Origin of the sequence: Streptomyces sp. NPDC005263 (assembly GCF_042872365.1) — a bacterium.
GTDB lineage: Bacteria > Actinomycetota > Actinomycetes > Streptomycetales > Streptomycetaceae > Streptomyces.
The window spans coordinates 291390-307813 of the sequence record NZ_JBIAKJ010000001.1; the positions used below are offsets into that span (position 1 = coordinate 291390).

Sequence of the window (16424 nt, forward strand, 5' to 3'; positions counted from 1 at the left end):
TCACCACCCCGCGCCCAGGTCGAACACGATGCGGGCCTTGACCTCGCCGCGCAGGACCTCGTCGATGGAGTCGTTGACGGAGACGAGCGGGCGGGCCTCGTACATGACCTTGGTGCGCCCGGCCGCGTGCAGCTGGAAGACCTCCGTGAGGTCCTGCCGGGTGCCGACGATCGAGCCGATCACGGAGGTGCCGTTCAGGACGGTGTCGAAGACGGGCACGCGGACCGTGCCGTGCGCCGGCAGGGCCACCATGACCAGCTTCCCGCCGCGCCGCAGCCCGGAGTTGACGGCCTCGAAGGCCGCGTCGTCCACCGCGAGCGCGAGGGCCACGTGTGCGCCGCCGTGCCGCTTGAGCGTGGTGCCGACGTCGTCCTCGCGGGCGTCGATGACGAGGTCGGCGCCGAGTTCCGAGGCGAGTCGCAGCTTCTCGTCGGTGACGTCGATCGCGGCGACCCGCGCGCCGGCGATCTTCGCGTACTGCACCGCCAGGTGTCCGAGCCCGCCGATGCCCGAGATCGCGACGAGCTGGGCCGGCCGGACGCCGGCCACCTTCAGCGCCTTGTAGGTCGTCACGCCGGCGCAGGTCAGCGGGGCGGCGTCCATGGCGGTGACGCCTTGGGGCACCGGTTGGGCGAAGTCGGCCCAGGCGAGCATCTTCTCGGCGTAGCCGCCGTCGCAGCCGTAACCGGTGTTGATCTGCTGCTCGCACAGCGTCTCCCACCCGGACAGGCAGTGCTCGCACCGTCCGCATGCCTTGCCCAGCCAGGGCACGGCCACCCGTTGGCCGAGGGACAGGTGGGTGACGCCCGCACCGAGCGCCTCCACCAGACCCACGCCCTCGTGCCCGGGGACGAACGGCGGGTTCGGCTTGACGGGCCAGTCGCCTCGGGCGGCGTGGATGTCGGTGTGGCACAGCCCGGACGCCTCCACCCGGACGCGGACTTGTCCGGGGCCGGGCTCCGGATCGGGGCGCTCCTCGATGACGAGGGGCTCGCCGAGTGCTCGTACGACCGCAGCCTTCATGGGTGTGTTCTCCTCGGTGACGGGTCGGTCGTGGGGGACGACGGCGGGGCTGATTCCAGCGTCGTGTCCGGCGGGGCTCCTTGCGCAGGGGCCACTGGTCCCGGATGGGGGCCGACCGGCCCGCGGCGCGGGCCGGCGTCCAGGGGGGCGCGGGCGGCGGCCGCCGCATTCGTCGTCGGGGGGCCGAGCGACCCCGTCGAGGACGGTGACAGCGCGGCCGGTGTCCCGCGAGGGTGTCGTGTGGTGGTCCTCGCGCCAGGTCGGCCACCGGTGGACCATGACGTCAGACGACGGAAGGCGGCAGATGTCCCAAGGCTCCGGCAGACACCTCTCGGGGTGGCGCCGCTCGGCTCCCGGCCTGGTCGCGCTCCTCGGCTACCGGCGCTCGTGGCTGAGGGGCGACCTGCTCGCCGGGGTGACCGTGGCCGCCTACCTCGTACCGCAGGTCATGGCCTACGCGGGTGTGGCCGGCCTGCCACCGGTGGCCGGTCTGTGGGCGATCCTCCCGGCGCTCGCGCTGTACGCGCTGTTCGGTTCCTCGCGCCTGCTGTCGGTCGGCCCGGAGTCCACCACCGCCCTCATGACGGCCACCGTGGTCGCACCGCTGGCCGCCGGGGACCCCGGGCGCTACGCGTCACTGGCGGCGGCCCTCGCGGTCACGGTCGGACTGCTGTGCCTGGTGGCCCGGGCGGTGCGGCTGGGCTTTCTCTCCGACCTGCTCTCCCGCCCCGTACTGATCGGCTATCTCGCGGGCGTGGCGCTCATCATGATGGTGGACCAGCTGACCAAACTCACCGGGGTGCCGACGACCGGCGAGAAGTTCTTCCCCCAGCTGTGGTCCTTCCTCACGCATCTGTCGGACGCGCACCTCGCCACCGTCGTGTTCTCCACCGTCACGCTCGTCTTCCTCTTCGTGATGGCCCGTCACGTCCGTGCCGTGCCCGGGCCGCTGGCGGCCGTCGTCCTCGGCACCGCCGCCGTGGTGGCCTTCGACCTCGACGGCCGGTACGGGATCAAGGTGATCGGCGAGGTCCCGTCCGGTCTGCCGAGCCTCGCCGTCCCGGACCTGGGGGAAGTGCCGGGCCTCGTGCTGCCCGCGCTCGGGGTGCTGCTGGTCGCGTACACCGACTTCATCCTCACCGCGCGGGCCTTCCGCGACCGCGACGACGAAGGTCCCGGGCTCGACGCCGACCAGGAGTTCCTCGCCCTGGGAACGGCCAACCTCGGCGCCGGCGCGTTGCACGGCTTCCCGGTGAGCAGCAGCGCCAGCCGCACCGCCCTCGCCGCGTCGGCGGGCGCCCGCAGTCAGGCGTACTCCCTGGTGGCCGGAGCGGTGGTGCTCGCGGTGCTGCTCTTCCTCAGCCCGCTGCTGACACGCACACCGTCCGCGGTGCTCGGCGCGCTCGTCGTCTACGCCGCGGTCCGCATGGTCGACCTCGCGGGCTTCGGACGGCTGGCGTCCTTCCGCCGCCGGGAGCTGCTGCTGGCACTCGGCTGCCTCGCGGGGGTGCTCGCCCTGGACATCCTGTACGGCGTGATCGTGGCCGTCGGTCTGTCGGTGGCCGAGCTGCTGACCCGGGTGGCCCGCCCGCACGACGCCGTCGAGGGTCTGGTGCCCGGCGTGGCGGGCATGCACGACGTCGACGACTACCCGCGGGCCCGCACGATCCCCGGTCTGCTGGTCTACCGCTACGACTCTCCGCTGTTCTTCGCCAACGCGGAGGACTTCCGGCGCCGCGCCCTGTCGACCGTCGACGAACAGGACGAACCGGTCCGCTGGTTCGTCCTCAACACCGAGGCCAATGTGGAGGTGGACATCACAGCCCTCGACGCGGTCGACGAACTGCGCCGTGAACTGACCCACCGCGGCATCGTGTTCGCCCTGGCCCGCGTGAAGCAGGACCTGCTCGACGATCTGGAGGCGTACGGCCTGACGGACTCCGTCGGCAAGGACCGGATCTTCCCGACGCTGCCGACGGCGGTGGCCGCCTACCGCACATGGCTCGGGAGCCGGTAGGCCGAGGCGTCCTCCCCTCTCAGCGTTCGCGGACACTCCGCGGCTCATTGGTACCCAACGGTCCGATGCGTGGGCCAGGTGGCCCATGGCCCACCAGGAGGACCCGGCACACGCTGGCCTTGGAAGTTCGCACCCCTCCGCGGAGGCAGGCCATGAACGTTTCTCCCACCCCCACCATGCTGCGCTCCTTGTCAGCGGAACACTTTCAGCAGCTCATGCGCGTCGCCCGGGAAGTGTCCATACCCCAGGGGACGCGCCTGTTCGAGGAGGGTGCGCGCGCCGACCGTTTCTGGATCATCCGCACCGGCAGCATCGAGCTCGACATGCGGGTGCCCGGACGCCGGGCGGCCGTCATCGAGTGCCTCGGGCACAACGAGCTGGTCGGCTGGTCCTGGCTCTTCGCGCCGCACGTCTGGCACCTGGGCGCCGAGGCGACCACACCGATCCGGGCCTACGAATTCGACGCCGAGGCCGTCCGGTCGATGTGCCGGGACAACCCGGCCCTGGGCAACGACGTCAGCCAGTGGGTGGGCCAGATACTCGCCCACCGTCTCCGCTCGGCCAGGACACGCCTGCTGGACCTGTACGCCCCGTACGGCGCCGGCAGCGCCATCTGATCCACACCCTCGTACAGCGACCAAGGAGTGGTCATGCACGCCACCCCGTACATCGTCAGCGATGTGATGACCCATACCGTCGCGGCAGTCGGCCGCCGAGCACCCTTCAAGGAGATCGTGCAGCTGATGCAGGACTGGAAGGTCAGCGCCCTGCCCGTCATCGAGGGTGAGGGCCGTGTCGTCGGCGTCGTCTCCGAAGCGGACCTGCTTCCCAAGGAGGAGTTCCGCGACAGCGATGCCCGGCTCCGCTCGAGCGAAGGGACCCCCACCGGCCAACTGCGCCGCCTGTCCGACCTGGCGAAGGCCGGCGCGGTGACCGCGGAGGAACTCATGACCTCCCCGGTTCTGACCACCCACCCGGACGCCACCCTCGCCCAGGCCGCCCGGACCATGGCCCGTGCGAAGGTCAAGCGGCTCCCCGTGGTCGACGCCGTGGGCCTGCTCGAAGGTGTCGTCAGCCGTACCGACCTGCTCAAGGTCTTCCTCCGCGCCGACGACGAGATCGCCGAGGAGGTACGACGCGAGGTCGTTTCCCCTCTGTTCCCCGCGCAGAAGTCAAGCATCCGGGTGGACGTGCGGGACGGCGTCGTCAAGCTCGTCGGCCGGGTCCGGGACACCTCGCTGGTGCCGGTGGCGGCACGGCTGGTCCGGGCCGTCGAGGGCGTCGTGGACGTGGACTTCGACCTCACCCGCCACGTCGACCCGGCCCCGCCCGAGGGTGCGCCTCCCGGTGACACCACGAGCAGCGGTTCGGCGTGAACCTGCCAGGAACTGTGGCGGCGTGCCCGCCTGTGAACTTCGGTCTCGTGAGTGCCGCCACCTCGTTCGCGCGAGTGGGGCCGGTCGGCCCTGGTGCGTTCGGCCCGGGCGGGTGATGATCGGCGTCAGGGACGGTGGTACGCGCAGCCCGTCCTCCACCGGGGAACGAGGGGTCTGTCATGTCGGAGCCGCGCACTTTCACCGAACAGAACCCGATCCGGGTGTTCCTGCTGGACGACCACGAGGTCGTCCGCCGGGGCCTGGCCGACCTGCTCGGCGCCGAGCCGGACATCGCGGTGGTCGGCGATGCCGGCACCGTGGACCACGCACTCGCGCGAGGCCCGGCGCTGCGCCCCGACGTCGCCGTCCTGGACGTGCGGCTGCCGGACGGCGACGGCATCTCGGTCTGCCGGGAGCTGCGCGACCAGATGCCCCAGCTCGCCTGTCTGATGCTGACCTCGTTCGACGACGAGGAGGCACTGCTCGACGCGATCATGGCCGGTGCCTCCGGCTACGTCCTCAAGCAGATCAAGGGGTCCGACCTGGTCTCGGCCGTTCGCACGGTGGCCGCGGGCCAGTCGATGCTGGATCCCGCGACCACGGCCCGCCTGATGAGCTCCCTGCGCGCCGACCCGGCGGACAGCCCGGCCGTACCGTCCGAGCTGGCGAGCCTGTCCCCGCGCGAGAGGGACATCCTGGTGCTGATCGGCGACGGCCTGACCAACCGCGAGATCGGCAGGAAGCTCTACCTGTCGGAGAAGACCGTCAAGAACCACATCTCCCGTCTGCTGGCCAAGCTGGGCGTGCAACGCCGGGTCCAGGCCGCGGTGCTGGCCTCCCAGCTCGAGCAGCCGGACACGGGAGAAAACCGAACCCAGTGAGGGGCGAGGACCGCCGAGCCACTGTCGGCCCCGCCCCCCCCCAGCGGCTCAGGGACGCTGCGCCGGCACGCTCTGGTGCACGAGATGCGGATCCGTCACCGCCACCGGCAGCACGATCTCATCGATGCGCGCCATCAGATCCGCGTCCAGCGTCACCCCGGCCGCCTTGGCGTTCTCGGTCACCTGCTCCGGCCGGGAGGCGCCGACGATCGCGGCCGACACGTTGCTGTTCTGCAGCACCCAGGCGACCGCCAACTGAGCCAGACTCAGGCCGGTTTCGTCGGCCAGCGGCTTCAGGCGCTGCACCGCCTCCAGCACCTCGTCGCGCATGAAGCGGCCGATCATCGCCGAGCCCTTGTCGTCGGTCGCCCGCGACCCGGTCGGCGGCTGCTGCCCCGGAAGGTACTTGCCGGTCAGCACACCCTGGGCGATCGGGGACCACACGATCTGCCCGATGCCCAGCTCCTCGCTGGTGGGCACGACCTCACCCTCGATGACCCGCCACAGCATCGAGTACTGGGGCTGACTCGACACCAGCGGGATCCGCAGTTCCCGCGCCAGCGCGTGCGCCCGCCGTATCTGATCGGCCGTCCACTCGGAGACGCCGATGTACAGGGCCTTACCGGAGTGGACCACGTCGGCGAACGCCTCCATGGTCTCCTCCAGCGGCGTGAACCGGTCGAACCGGTGCGCCTGGTAGAGGTCCACGTACGAGGTCTCGAGCCTGCGCAGGGAGTTGTCGATCGACTCCATGATGTGCTTGCGCGACAGCCCGCGGTCATTCTTGCCGGGGCCGGTGGGCCAGTACACCTTGGTGAAGATCTCGATCCCTTCGCGCCGCTCGCCCTTCAGCGCCCGCCCGAGCACCGACTCGGCGCGTGTCTCCGCGTACACGTCGGCGGTGTCGAACGTCGTGATGCCCGCGTCGAGAGCGGCCCGCACGCACGCGACGGCGGCCTCCTCCTCGACCTGCGAGCCGTGGGTCAACCAGTTGCCGTAGGCGATCTCACTGATGATCATGCCGCTGTTGCCGAGGTGGCGGTATTCCATCGTTGAACCCCTCAATGCGTAGGTGTGCCCATGATCCTGCCCCAGCCCGGCGCCGATGCGACCGGCCGGGGTCGAACAACCACCGGGCAAAGGCCGGGGCGAGCGCCGCACCCGCCGCATGACGGTGTCTCCTGGTGCGTAATACTCTCCTCATGAAGTCGAGCATTACGCGCGGGAGCGGGACGGTCACGGTGCGGAGGGCCGTCGTGCGCGACGCCAGACGGCTCACTCGGCTCGTGCGTGGCTCACGCGCCTACGAGGGGCCGTACGCGCCCATGGTCGCGGACTACAGGGTGGGCCCCGACTACATCGAGACCCACCGCGTCTTCGTAGCCGTCGCCGCCGACGAGCACGAAAGCCGCGTCCTCGGGTTCTACTCGCTCGTCCTCGCCCCGGCGGAGCTCGACCTGCTGTTCGTCGCCGACGGAGCACAGGGGCGTGGCATCGGACGGATGCTCGTCGCACACATGAAGTCCGAGGCCCGTGCGGCCGGGCTCGACCGCGTCCGGGTGGTGTCGCATCCTCCCGCCGAGGGCTTCTACAGCAGCGTGGGCGCGGTGCACACCGGGACCGTGTCCGCGAACCCGCCCGCTGTGGTGTGGGACCGTCCCGAACTCGAGTTCCGCATCGCGCCCGGCACGGGCTCGGCGCCCTGGCAGGACCCGACGTGTGGCGATCAACGGTCAGGCGTACGACCCTGAAAAAGCCGCTCCCCGGCCCGGTTCTCCCAGTGCCGGGATCGGCGTCCGGCCCGGCGCGGATCGGAGCGCCAGGAAGGTGGTAGCTGATGTGCCGGTGGCTCGCCTACTCGGGAACGCCCATCCTGCTCGACACCATCCTCTACAGACCCGCCCACTCCCTGATCGACCAGAGCCTGCACTCCCGGCTGGGCGTCGAGACCACCAACGGTGACGGGTTCGGCGTCGGCTGGTACTCACCGGACGTCGACTCCCCCGCGGTCGTCCGTGACACCGGCCCGGCCTGGAGCAATCGCAATCTGCGGGAGATCGCCGACCACGTCCGGTCCCCGCTGTTCTTCGCCCACATCCGGGCCTCGACCGGTACCGCGGTGCAGCAGACCAACAGTCACCCGTTCCGGTACGGCCGCTGGATGTGGATGCACAACGGTGCGATCGCCGACTTCCACCGCGTCCGGCGGGACCTCGCGCTGTCCGTCGACCCGACGCTCTTCGCCGACATCGAGGGATCGACGGACTCCGAGTTGATGTTCCGGCTGGCGCTCACCTTCGGCCTGGAGGACGACCCTCCGGGCGCCGTGGCGCGGATGGCCGGCCTGGTGGAACGGACCGGTCACGAGCACGGGGTGGAGTTCCCGTTGCAGATGACCGTCGCCGTGACAGACGGAGAGGGGCTGTGGGCCTTCCGCTACTCCAGCCAGGGAGAGTCGCGCTCGCTGTACTCCAGCACCGAGGTGCGCGCGCTGCGGGCGCTCCACCCCGACCTGGCGTTCCTGCGGGAGGTCTCGGACGAGACCCGCCTCGTCGTGTCGGAGCCTCTGGGCGATCTGCCCGGCGCCTGGAAAAAGGTCCCCGAGAGCTCATGCACCCTCGTGCGACCCGGAGCGGACGAACTGCTTCCGTTCACGCCGCAACTCGTCTGACCGACCGCCTCGACGCGGCGTGGCATGGCGTGGCAAGGCGTGGCGTTCTGGGTGGCCCTCACCTGCCCCAGATCTTCCGGTACGCCTCCTGGTATCCCGACGGGTCCCAGCTCGTGGCGCCGTCGCTGTTGTCGGCGGTGGAGACGTGGACAGGGGCCACGTATCCACTGGCCGGCCGGCCGGCGAAGGCGCGGTTGAACTCGTCGACGATCTGCCAGCCCTGCAGGGACAGCGGCTCGGGCACGGTGGCCGCCTGGTACTGCCTGCTGTTGATGCGCTGGAAGGCGGAGGGGTCACCGTCACCGGCCCCGATGTTGAAGGGCGGGCCGGAGCCGTTCTCGCCCGCGGCGCGGAAGGCGGGCGCGGCGTCGGCGAAGTACAGGTCGTTGATGGCGACCGAGTGGGTCCACCTGCTCTGGAACCGGGAGAGAAGCGAGGAGATCTCCCGCGGGGTGCGGCTGCTCGCATCCGGGATCGGGATGTTCTCGTACGAGAGCAGCTTCACGCCCGAACATGTGGCGAGCCCCTTCCTGATCAGCTCGGACTTGTTCCTGGCGAACGGGATCGAGGCGTCGGTGATGAGCACCACCCCGGCGCGTCCGTTGGAGTCCGAGATGATCCACTGGGCGCTGATCCGGGCCACCTCCTCGACGCGGGTGGTGACGTTGGTGAAGAGCTCGGGTCGCCGACTGGGACCGGGAGCGGCGACCGCGTGCCAGCCGATGAGCGGAATGCCCTGCGCGTTGGCCTGCGCGACCTGCTGCGATGTCGAGCCGGGGTCGAACCCGCCGATGACGATGCCCGAGGGCTTGAGGGACACGGCCTGGCTCATGGCCGCCTGGATGCCGGCGGGGGTGCCTCCTCCGTCGATCACGCGCACGTTCCATCCGATGACCCGCGCGGCGTGCCGCACCCCGTCCGCGGCGCCCGCGACGCCGGGATTGGTCATGGTCTGGGCGACGTAGACGATGGTCTTGCCGGACACCGCTGCGGGACCGCTGGTCGGCCCGCCCCAAGGAACGTCGCTCTTCTCCGCCCGGGTGACCGCGGCCTGTGCCTCGCTGTGGACGGCGGGGCAGCCGCTGGGACCCGTGGGTGACTCCCCCGCGCCGCCCGACGAGCCGCGTTCGCAGCCGACGAGGACCGTCGCCGTCACCAGCAGCCCGCAGAGGGCGAGGCGGGCCTTGACGACCGGGGGGTGGGGCTTGTGGTTGCCGTGCACGGGAACTCCTCGCGGAGGAACGAGCGGGCGGATGCGGCCGGGGCACGGAGGCGATGCCCGGGGCGTGGTCAAGGAGCGGTGCCTGTCGTGCCGCCGTCCTGCCTCCAGGAGGACGGCGTCGGTGGTTCGGCGGGCGCGTCGCGGGCCGCGACGGCTCCGGTGCGCATACGTCGGCGGGCGGCGTATCCGGCCAGGCCGACGGCGATGAGCAGGGTGCCGCCGTAGAACAGCGGGACCGTCCAGAAGTCGGCTCCCATCTGACCGATGCCGGTGAGGCCGACGGCGAGGACGGCGACGGCCACGACGGTGCCGAGGGCGTTGGGCCGGCCGGGCCTGATCGCGGTGGAGCCCAGCAGGGCGCCGGCGAAGGCCGGCAGCAGGTAGTCGAGGCCCACGCTCGGATTGCCGATCTGCTGCTGGGCCGCGAGCAGGACCCCGGCGAAGCCGACGATCAGCCCGGACGCGGTGAAGGCGTAGATGGTGTACGTGCCGGTCGGGATGCCGACGAGGTCGGCCGCGCGGGGGTTCGAGCCGACCACGTACAGGTTCCGGCCCAGCGGCAGCCGTTCCAGCACGAGCCAGAGAACGAGGGCGAGGGCGAGCACGTAGAAGGCGGGGACCGGAAGGCCGAGGAAGGTGGAGTCGTACAGGTCGGTGAAGGCGGCCGGGAGGCCTTGCGGGCCGGGGACGATCCGGCCGCCGTCGGTGACCCAGCCGGTGACGGCGTACAGCATGCTGCCGGTACCGAGGGTGGCGATGAAGGAGTCGATCCGGCCGAAGACGACGATGACCCCGTTGAGGACGCCCACCATCGCCCCTCCCACGATCACCACGAGGCAGGCGAGCGGCCAGGGCCAGTCGCTGTTGACGATGAGCTGCATCACCATGACGTGTGCCAGGCCGAGGCCGTAGCCGATGGAGAGGTCGAACGCGCCGGTCACGATGGGAACCATGGCGGCGAGCGCGAGGACGGCCGGGATCGACTGGTTCGACAGGATCGAGTCGACGGTGTCCAGGGTGGGGAAGGTGCGCGGCAGGGCGAGGGAGAAGGTCAGGACGAGCAGGGCGGTCAGGGCCAGCAGACCGTAGGCGCCGACGAGGTGCCCCGCGGGGCGGCGCAGTCGCCCCGCTCGCCCCGGCCGGGGCCCCGGCGAGGAGTGGGAGGAGGGTGGCGGCTGGGAGGTCACGAGGTCGTTCCGGTTCCGGAGGAAGGCATGGCCGAAGCGGCCCGGGTGAGCTCGGCGACCGTGAGAGCCGCGCCGCTCAGCTCGGCCGTCACGGACCCGCGGACGAAGACCAGGGTGCGTCGGCACACGCCCGCGATCTCCTCGAAGTCGGTGGACACGAGCAGGACCGCGAGGCCCTCGGCCTGCGCCTCGTCGAGCAGGCGGTGGATCGCGGCCTTGGCGCCGATGTCCACGCTCGCGGTCGGTTCCTCCAGGATCAGCAGCCGCAGGCCCGCCCTGAGCCATCGGCCGATCATGACCTTCTGCTGGTTCCCGCCGGAGAGGACGGCGATGGGCGTCTCGGTGTCGCGGGGGCGCACCGCGAACCGTTCGAGCAGAGCGGCGGCCTCGGTGCGTTCGCGGCGAGGGCTGATCCAGCGCGGCGCCGACCGGCCTTCGGCGCGCCGATTGGCCAGGAGGTTCTCGCGTACGGTCAGCTCGGCGAGGCACCCCTCCCGCAGTCTGTCGCCGGGGACCAGGCCGACCCCGCGACTGACGGCGTCGGCGACCGTACGGGGCCGGTACGGCCGGCCGCCCAGAAGGGCGCGCCCGTCGAGAGGGGGACCCATGCCGGCGATGGCCCGGCCCAGCTCCCGGTGCCCGGCGCCCGACAGGCCGACCAGTCCCAGGGCTTCACCGGCCCTCAGCTCCAGGCTGACCGGGCCGGTGCCGGGGGCTCTCACATCGGTGAGGGCCAGTTCGGCCGCGCCGGTGACCGGTGCCGTGGTGGGGTGGTGGCCCGCCAGTGCCTCGCCGACGATGTCGTGCACCAGACGGGCGGGACTGTGGCCGGCCAGTGAGCCGTGGCTGACGAGCAGCCCGTCCCGCAGCACCGCGAAGGCGTCGGCGACCTCGTACACCTCGTCGAGGCGGTGGCTCACGTAGAGGATGGCGTGACCCTCGTCGCGCAGGGCGTGCAGGACGCGGAACAGCCGGGCGCAGTCCGCGGCCGGGAGGCGGGCGGTCGGCTCGTCGAGGACGATGAGCTTCGCGCGGGCCGCCAGTGCCCTGGCGATCGCGACCAGGGAACGCTCGGCGGGGGCGAGGGTGGCGATCGGTGCGTCCGGGTCGAGATGTCCGGCGACGAGCCGCAGCGCGTCCACGCAGCGCTCGCGGGTCCGCCGCCAGGAGATCAGTCCGGCGCGCCGTGCATACCCCGCGCTCAGGGCGATGTTCTCGGCGACCGTCATCCACTCCACGAGGCCGAGGTCCTGGTGGATGAAGGACATGGTGCGGGAGGCGGCGGGAGTGCCGAGCGGGTGTCCGTCCACCGTGATCCGCCCCGCGTCGGCGTGGTGGACGCCGGCGAGCACCTTGATGAGGGTGGATTTGCCCGCGCCGTTGGGTCCGAGGAGGGCGAGGACGCTGCCGGTGTGGATGTCGAGGTCGACCCCGGCCAGGGCGAGGGTCCCGCCGAACCGCTTGACGAGCCCACGGATGCGGACCAGGGGTTCCGCCTCGAAGGGCGCCGTCGCCTTCGCGGACGTGTCGGGAGCGTCGTGCACGGACATCTCCGGGGGTCGGCCTGGCGATTTCTGCCCGATGTTCGAGGGGACATCTGCCGAGCAAATTACAGCATTTCAGACATTTCTGTTTGCTGTGGCGTCACTGTGACTCCAACGGGTCAGCGGGCCGCTCCCGCACCGCCGGGGTCCGTCCTCACCTGCCGTCGAGCTCGCATTCGGCCCAGATGACCTTGCCCTCCGCGAGGTAGCGAGTCCCCCAGGTCCGCGCCAGCTGCGCCACCAGGAACAGGCCGCGTCCGCCCTCGTCGGTGGCGGCCGCCCGACGCAGGTGCGGGGCGGTGTTGCTGGTGTCGGAGACCTCGCAGATCAGGGTGCGGTCGTACAGCAGGCGCACCCGGATCGGCCCGGAGCCGTGGCGGACGGCGTTGGTGACCAGCTCACTCAGGATCAATTCGGCGGCGAACGCGGCCTCGTCGAGGCCCCAGTCGGCCAGTTGCCGGACGGCGGACGCACGGACGTCGCCGACGAAGGCGGGGTCGGCGGGCAGTTCCCAGGTGGCGATCTGACGGGGGTCCAGGGCGTGGGTGCGGGCGACGAGCAGGGCGATGTCGTCGCACGGGTGGGCGGGGGCCACGGCATCCAGGATCGCCTGACAGGTCTCCTCGGGCGCGCGCTCCGGGTGATCGGTGAGGACTTCCCGCAGCTCTTCCAGGACCACATCGACGTCGCGGTGCCGGTCCTCGATGAGCCCGTCGGTGTAGAGGACCAGCTGACTGCCCTCCGGGAGGTCGACCTCGACGGCGTCGAAGGGCAGCCCGCCGAGACCGAGCGGGGGTCCGGCCGGCAGGTCGGGATACGAGACGTTGCCGTCGGGGTGGACGATCGCCGGCGGAGGATGGCCCGCACGTGCCATGACGCACCGCTGCGAGGTCGGGTCGTAGATCGCGTACAGGCAGGTCGCTCCGATGATGCCGGCACCCTCGCCGTCGGGGTCCTCCCGGTCCAGACGCCCCACCAGGTTGTCGAGGTGGATGAGCACCTCGTCCGGAGGGAAGTCGAGTTCGGCGAAGCTGCGCGCGGCGGTGCGCAGCCGGCCCATGGTGGCGGCGGAGAGCATGCCGTGGCCGACGACGTCGCCGACGAAGAGGCCGATGCGGGTGCCGGAGAGAGGGATGACGTCGTACCAGTCCCCGCCCACGTCGGCTTCCGCGGGCAGGTAGCGATGGGCGACCTCGACGGCGTCCTGATCGGGCAGTCCGTGCGGGAGCAGTCTGCGCTGCAGGGCCAGGACCATGGTGCGCTCATGCGTGTAGCGCCGGGCGTTGTCGATGGACAGGGCGGCCCGAGCGGCGAGTTCCAGGGCCAGCGAGCGGTCGTCGTCCCCGAGGGGGGCGGGGTCCTGGGCGCGGTAGAAGCTGGCGATACCCAGGACGACACCACGGGCCACGAGAGGAACGGCGATGAGGGAGTGGACGTGGGCCAGCAGGCGTTCGGTGTGCTCGGGGTCGTTGGCGAGCCAGCCCGCGGCGGCCTTGAGGTCGGGCTCCAGTACCGCCTGCCCGCTGGTCAGGCACCGGCCCTGGGGTGTGGTCGGGCCGAATTCGCTCCGCTTGCCGGCCGGGGTGAAGGGGAGGTCGTCGCGGATGCCGTGGACCACCGCACGGCGCAGGTCACTGAGGGGGTCGGCGGCCTCCTCACCGCGCAGCACCGCCTCGGGCAGGTCGATGGTGACGAAGTCGGCCAGCCGCGGGACGGCCGTCTCGGCGAGTTCCTCGGCGGTGCGGCGCACGTCCAGGGTGGTGCCTATGCGGACGCTGGCCTCGGACAGCAGCTCCAGGCGGCGTCGCGCGGCCAGGGCGTACGCCCCCACGTGCGGCTCTCCCACCAGCACGAGCCCCCTGGCGGCGGGGGGCGGTTCCGGGTGGGCGTGCGCAGCGCCGTCGACCGTGCCGTCCGTGCCGTCCGTGCCGTCCGTGGCGGCCTGCGCGGGCGCGGCGTCGGTCAGGTGCGTGGACAGTGAGGTGACGGTGAGGCGGGCGAGCCGTGAGGCGGCGGGGGCGTCGGCAGGTGGGGGCGGCAAGCCCTGCAGCTCGTCCGCCCGGTGCGGGACGGCGGTGGGCTCGCCGTCTCCTGACGTGGCGCCGGGCAGGACGGCCTCGATCGCGATGCCCTCCACCCCGGAGGCGCTCGTCATCGGGCGGCTCATGAGGGTGGCCCGTCGGCCGCCGGGCAGCGGCACGTCGACGGCGGTCGACTGCGCGCGGGAGATCAGTTCGGCGGCCTTCTCCATGAGGATCGCCCGGTCCCGGGGAAGCAGGTCGAGAGGCGGTTCGTCCAGCGCGACGACGCGGTGTGGGCCGTCGGCGTCCTCGGCTCCGGTGGCCAGGTACGCCCGCAGCAGCGAGCGCTCACGCGCGGAGCTCTGCCCGAGCAGCCGTCGCTCCACGGCGTCCGCGGCCTTCCGTATCAGGACGGCCAGCGCGGGGGTCTCGGCGCTGCGCGGATATCCGAAGCAGAGGACGCCCTCGATGCGCCCGCTGAGCGGGTCGCGGACGGGAAGCGCGACGCAGGCGTTCGCCTGGGAACGCTCCGCGAAGTGTTCGGCGCCGAAGACCCTGATGAGTTGCCGCTCCGCGAGGGCGAGACCGATGCCGTTGGTGCCGGCGAACCGCTCGGCGAACACGAAACCCGGAACGCGTTGGATCGCGGGGAGAGCTCTGGCCAGCGACATCTCGCCGAAACGGCGCAACAGGACCGTTCCGCTCGCGTCGGCGACGGAGATGTTGATCTCGCTGCCGGAGAACGCGGCCTGCAGCCGGTCGAGCACCGGCTCGGCCGCGCGGACGATCCGGCTGTCCGGGTCGAAATCCTCCCGGAAGGGCAGGTCCGACTGGTCCGGCGACAGGCCGAGGGACTGGCAGCGCTGCCACGAGCCCAGGATCGACGCCCGTACGCCCCCCTCAACCGGCTCACCCTGCAAGAACCGCTCACGGAACTGGGCGGGCCCCATGCCGTCCGCAGCACGCCCCAGCGTCATCGGTGCCCCGTCGGACCGAACCACGCTCCGCCTCTCTCACACCCGAGATACCTGCTTTTCGTAAAAATCCTGCAATTCCGAGGATACGGTCATTAGGTACATGCGTCACGATGTGGAAAATTCTCACGCAAGGTGACTGGATGGACTGTTCGCGGGTGTCCGGGAAGCGGTCACCGGCAGCGGTCAGTCCGCGGGCCCGAGTGGCCTGGCCAGGTGTGCCGCGACGGCCATGACCACGACGGAGATCAGGACGATGCCGGCGCCGACGTAGAGCGGCGCGGTGTAGCCGAGGCCCGCGGTGATGGCCAGGCCCCCGAGCCAGGCGCCGAGGGCGTTGCCGACGTTGGACGCGGACACGTTGGCGCTGGCGGCCAGTGCCGCCCCGTGGGCGAAGTCGGTGACGCGGGTGATCATGCCGGGCACGCCGGCGAACCCGAACAGCCCCATCAGGAACACCAGGATCACGGACGCGGTGGCGCTGCCGGCCAGCAGACCGAACGCGGTCAGGGTGACGGTGAGACCGAGCAGGGCGAGGATCAGGGTCCGGTCACGGTCCTGGTCGGCCGCCCGTCCGCCGACCAGGTTGCCGACGACCAGGCCTACGCCGTACACCATCAGCAGCCAGGCGACGTCGGACGCGGCGAAACCGCCGACCTCGGTGAACGTGTAGGCGAGGTAGCTGAACGCGCCGAACATCCCGCCGTAGCCGAGTGCGGTGGCTGTCAGGGTCAGCCAGACCTGCCAGGACCGCAGCGCACGGAACTGAGCCCGCAGGCTGGTGGGCGGTGTCGGCTCCGAGTGGCCCGTTCGTACCGACGACGGTGCCTCTCCCGCGCCGTTCGGGACGAGGGCGGCGATACCCGCCAGCGCGAGCACGCCGATGACGGTGACCGCCCAGAAGGCCGCTCGCCAGCCCCAGCGCTCACCGACCAGCGCGCCGAACGGGACGCCCAGCACGTTCGCGACCGTCAGCCCGGCGAACATGAGCGCCACCGCGCGGGACTTCTTCTCCGGCGCGACCAGACTACGAGCGACCAGCGAGCCGATACCGAAGAACGACCCGTGGCACAACGCGGCGATGATCCGCCCGAGCAGCATCATCTGGTAGTTCGGCGCGACGGCGGACAACAGGTTGCCGATGACGAACAACGCCACCAGGCCGACCAGCACTCCCTTGCGGGACAGTCGTGCCGTCGCCGCGGTCAGCGCGATCGCACCGATCGCGACACTCAACGCGTACCCGGAGATCAGCCACCCCGCTGCGGCCTCGGAGACCGCGAGACTCGACGCCACCTGCGGCAGCAGCCCGGCGATCAGGAACTCGGTCAGACCGATGCCGAACCCACCGAGTGCCAGGGCGAGCAGTCCACTGGGCCTGCGTCGCTGTCGGGCCGCCGGCTCACGCCGAACGAGTCCGCTGTCGCCGTCACTCAGGTGCGAGGTGGGGAGTTCGCTCATGGCCCCACCCTCACCTCGGGGGGCACGTCCGTCCATGGACAAAGATC

The 16424-nt window shown here is 71.4% G+C and carries 13 protein-coding genes; 6 read left to right on the plus strand and 7 right to left on the minus strand.

Annotated elements, in window-relative coordinates; translation table 11 throughout:
- Positions 1-1023, minus strand: a complete 1023-nt coding sequence (locus ACFYRY_RS01370) for a zinc-dependent alcohol dehydrogenase (RefSeq protein ID WP_389138838.1) — start codon at positions 1021-1023, stop codon at positions 1-3.
- Positions 1024-1327: 304 nt separating this feature from the next.
- On the opposite strand from ACFYRY_RS01370, the gene ACFYRY_RS01375 reads away from it, so the two are divergent.
- From ACFYRY_RS01375 to ACFYRY_RS01390, 4 genes are all read left to right on the plus strand, one after another.
- Complete coding sequence (locus ACFYRY_RS01375; protein WP_389138839.1) at positions 1328-3040, plus strand: SulP family inorganic anion transporter; 1713 nt, start codon at positions 1328-1330, stop codon at positions 3038-3040.
- A gap of 152 nt (positions 3041-3192) precedes the next feature.
- Entirely contained in the window at positions 3193-3657 is a 465-nt protein-coding gene (locus tag ACFYRY_RS01380) for a cyclic nucleotide-binding domain-containing protein (protein WP_389138840.1), read from the plus strand.
- A gap of 33 nt (positions 3658-3690) precedes the next feature.
- Entirely contained in the window at positions 3691-4416 is a 726-nt protein-coding gene (locus ACFYRY_RS01385; RefSeq protein WP_389138842.1) for a CBS domain-containing protein, read from the plus strand.
- A 179-nt stretch (positions 4417-4595) separates the two neighbouring features.
- Positions 4596-5297 carry a response regulator gene (locus ACFYRY_RS01390; RefSeq protein WP_389138844.1) on the plus strand — a complete coding sequence of 234 codons (702 nt, stop codon included), beginning with the start codon at positions 4596-4598 and terminating at the stop codon, positions 5295-5297.
- Positions 5298-5345: 48 nt separating this feature from the next.
- Here the strand turns inward: ACFYRY_RS01390 and ACFYRY_RS01395 are convergent, their stop codons facing one another.
- The gene (locus ACFYRY_RS01395) at positions 5346-6347 is read right to left on the minus strand and encodes an aldo/keto reductase family protein (protein WP_389138845.1); all 1002 of its coding nucleotides are present in this window, start codon (positions 6345-6347) and stop codon (positions 5346-5348) included.
- Between the two features lie 152 nt (positions 6348-6499).
- Between ACFYRY_RS01395 and ACFYRY_RS01400 the strand changes: the two genes are divergently transcribed.
- Positions 6500-7048 (plus strand): GNAT family N-acetyltransferase, encoded by a 549-nt coding sequence (locus tag ACFYRY_RS01400; protein ID WP_389138847.1) that lies wholly within the window; start codon positions 6500-6502, stop codon positions 7046-7048.
- 86 nt (positions 7049-7134) lie between these two features.
- Entirely contained in the window at positions 7135-7968 is an 834-nt protein-coding gene (locus ACFYRY_RS01405; RefSeq protein ID WP_389138849.1) for a class II glutamine amidotransferase, read from the plus strand.
- A 58-nt stretch (positions 7969-8026) separates the two neighbouring features.
- On the opposite strand, the gene ACFYRY_RS01410 is transcribed toward ACFYRY_RS01405, so the two are convergent.
- From ACFYRY_RS01410 to ACFYRY_RS01430, 5 genes are all read right to left on the minus strand, one after another.
- Positions 8027-9190 carry a substrate-binding domain-containing protein gene (locus ACFYRY_RS01410; protein WP_389138851.1) on the minus strand — a complete coding sequence of 388 codons (1164 nt, stop codon included), beginning with the start codon at positions 9188-9190 and terminating at the stop codon, positions 8027-8029.
- 68 nt (positions 9191-9258) lie between these two features.
- Entirely contained in the window at positions 9259-10377 is a 1119-nt protein-coding gene (locus tag ACFYRY_RS01415) for an ABC transporter permease (RefSeq protein WP_389138852.1), read from the minus strand.
- The gene (locus ACFYRY_RS01420) at positions 10374-11921 is read right to left on the minus strand and encodes a sugar ABC transporter ATP-binding protein (protein ID WP_389138854.1); all 1548 of its coding nucleotides are present in this window, start codon (positions 11919-11921) and stop codon (positions 10374-10376) included. The genes ACFYRY_RS01415 and ACFYRY_RS01420 overlap by 4 nt, the downstream gene beginning before the upstream one ends.
- Before the next feature lie 154 nt (positions 11922-12075).
- Positions 12076-14919, minus strand: a complete 2844-nt coding sequence (locus tag ACFYRY_RS01425; RefSeq protein WP_389138855.1) for a SpoIIE family protein phosphatase — start codon at positions 14917-14919, stop codon at positions 12076-12078.
- Positions 14920-15102: 183 nt separating this feature from the next.
- The gene (locus ACFYRY_RS01430; protein WP_389138856.1) at positions 15103-16377 is read right to left on the minus strand and encodes an MFS transporter; all 1275 of its coding nucleotides are present in this window, start codon (positions 16375-16377) and stop codon (positions 15103-15105) included.
- Positions 16378-16424 lie beyond the last annotated feature (47 nt).

Coding starts and splice junctions, on each gene's coding strand:
- ACFYRY_RS01370 (WP_389138838.1), bottom strand. CDS start 1,023: ATGAAGGCTGCGGTCGTACGAGCACTCGGCGAGCCCCTCGTCATCGAG.
- ACFYRY_RS01375 (WP_389138839.1), top strand. CDS start 1,328: ATGTCCCAAGGCTCCGGCAGACACCTCTCGGGGTGGCGCCGCTCGGCT.
- ACFYRY_RS01380 (WP_389138840.1), top strand. CDS start 3,193: ATGAACGTTTCTCCCACCCCCACCATGCTGCGCTCCTTGTCAGCGGAA.
- ACFYRY_RS01385 (WP_389138842.1), top strand. CDS start 3,691: ATGCACGCCACCCCGTACATCGTCAGCGATGTGATGACCCATACCGTC.
- ACFYRY_RS01390 (WP_389138844.1), top strand. CDS start 4,596: ATGTCGGAGCCGCGCACTTTCACCGAACAGAACCCGATCCGGGTGTTC.
- ACFYRY_RS01395 (WP_389138845.1), bottom strand. CDS start 6,347: ATGGAATACCGCCACCTCGGCAACAGCGGCATGATCATCAGTGAGATC.
- ACFYRY_RS01400 (WP_389138847.1), top strand. CDS start 6,500: ATGAAGTCGAGCATTACGCGCGGGAGCGGGACGGTCACGGTGCGGAGG.
- ACFYRY_RS01405 (WP_389138849.1), top strand. CDS start 7,135: ATGTGCCGGTGGCTCGCCTACTCGGGAACGCCCATCCTGCTCGACACC.
- ACFYRY_RS01425 (WP_389138855.1), bottom strand. CDS start 14,919: ATGACGCTGGGGCGTGCTGCGGACGGCATGGGGCCCGCCCAGTTCCGT.
- ACFYRY_RS01430 (WP_389138856.1), bottom strand. CDS start 16,377: ATGAGCGAACTCCCCACCTCGCACCTGAGTGACGGCGACAGCGGACTC.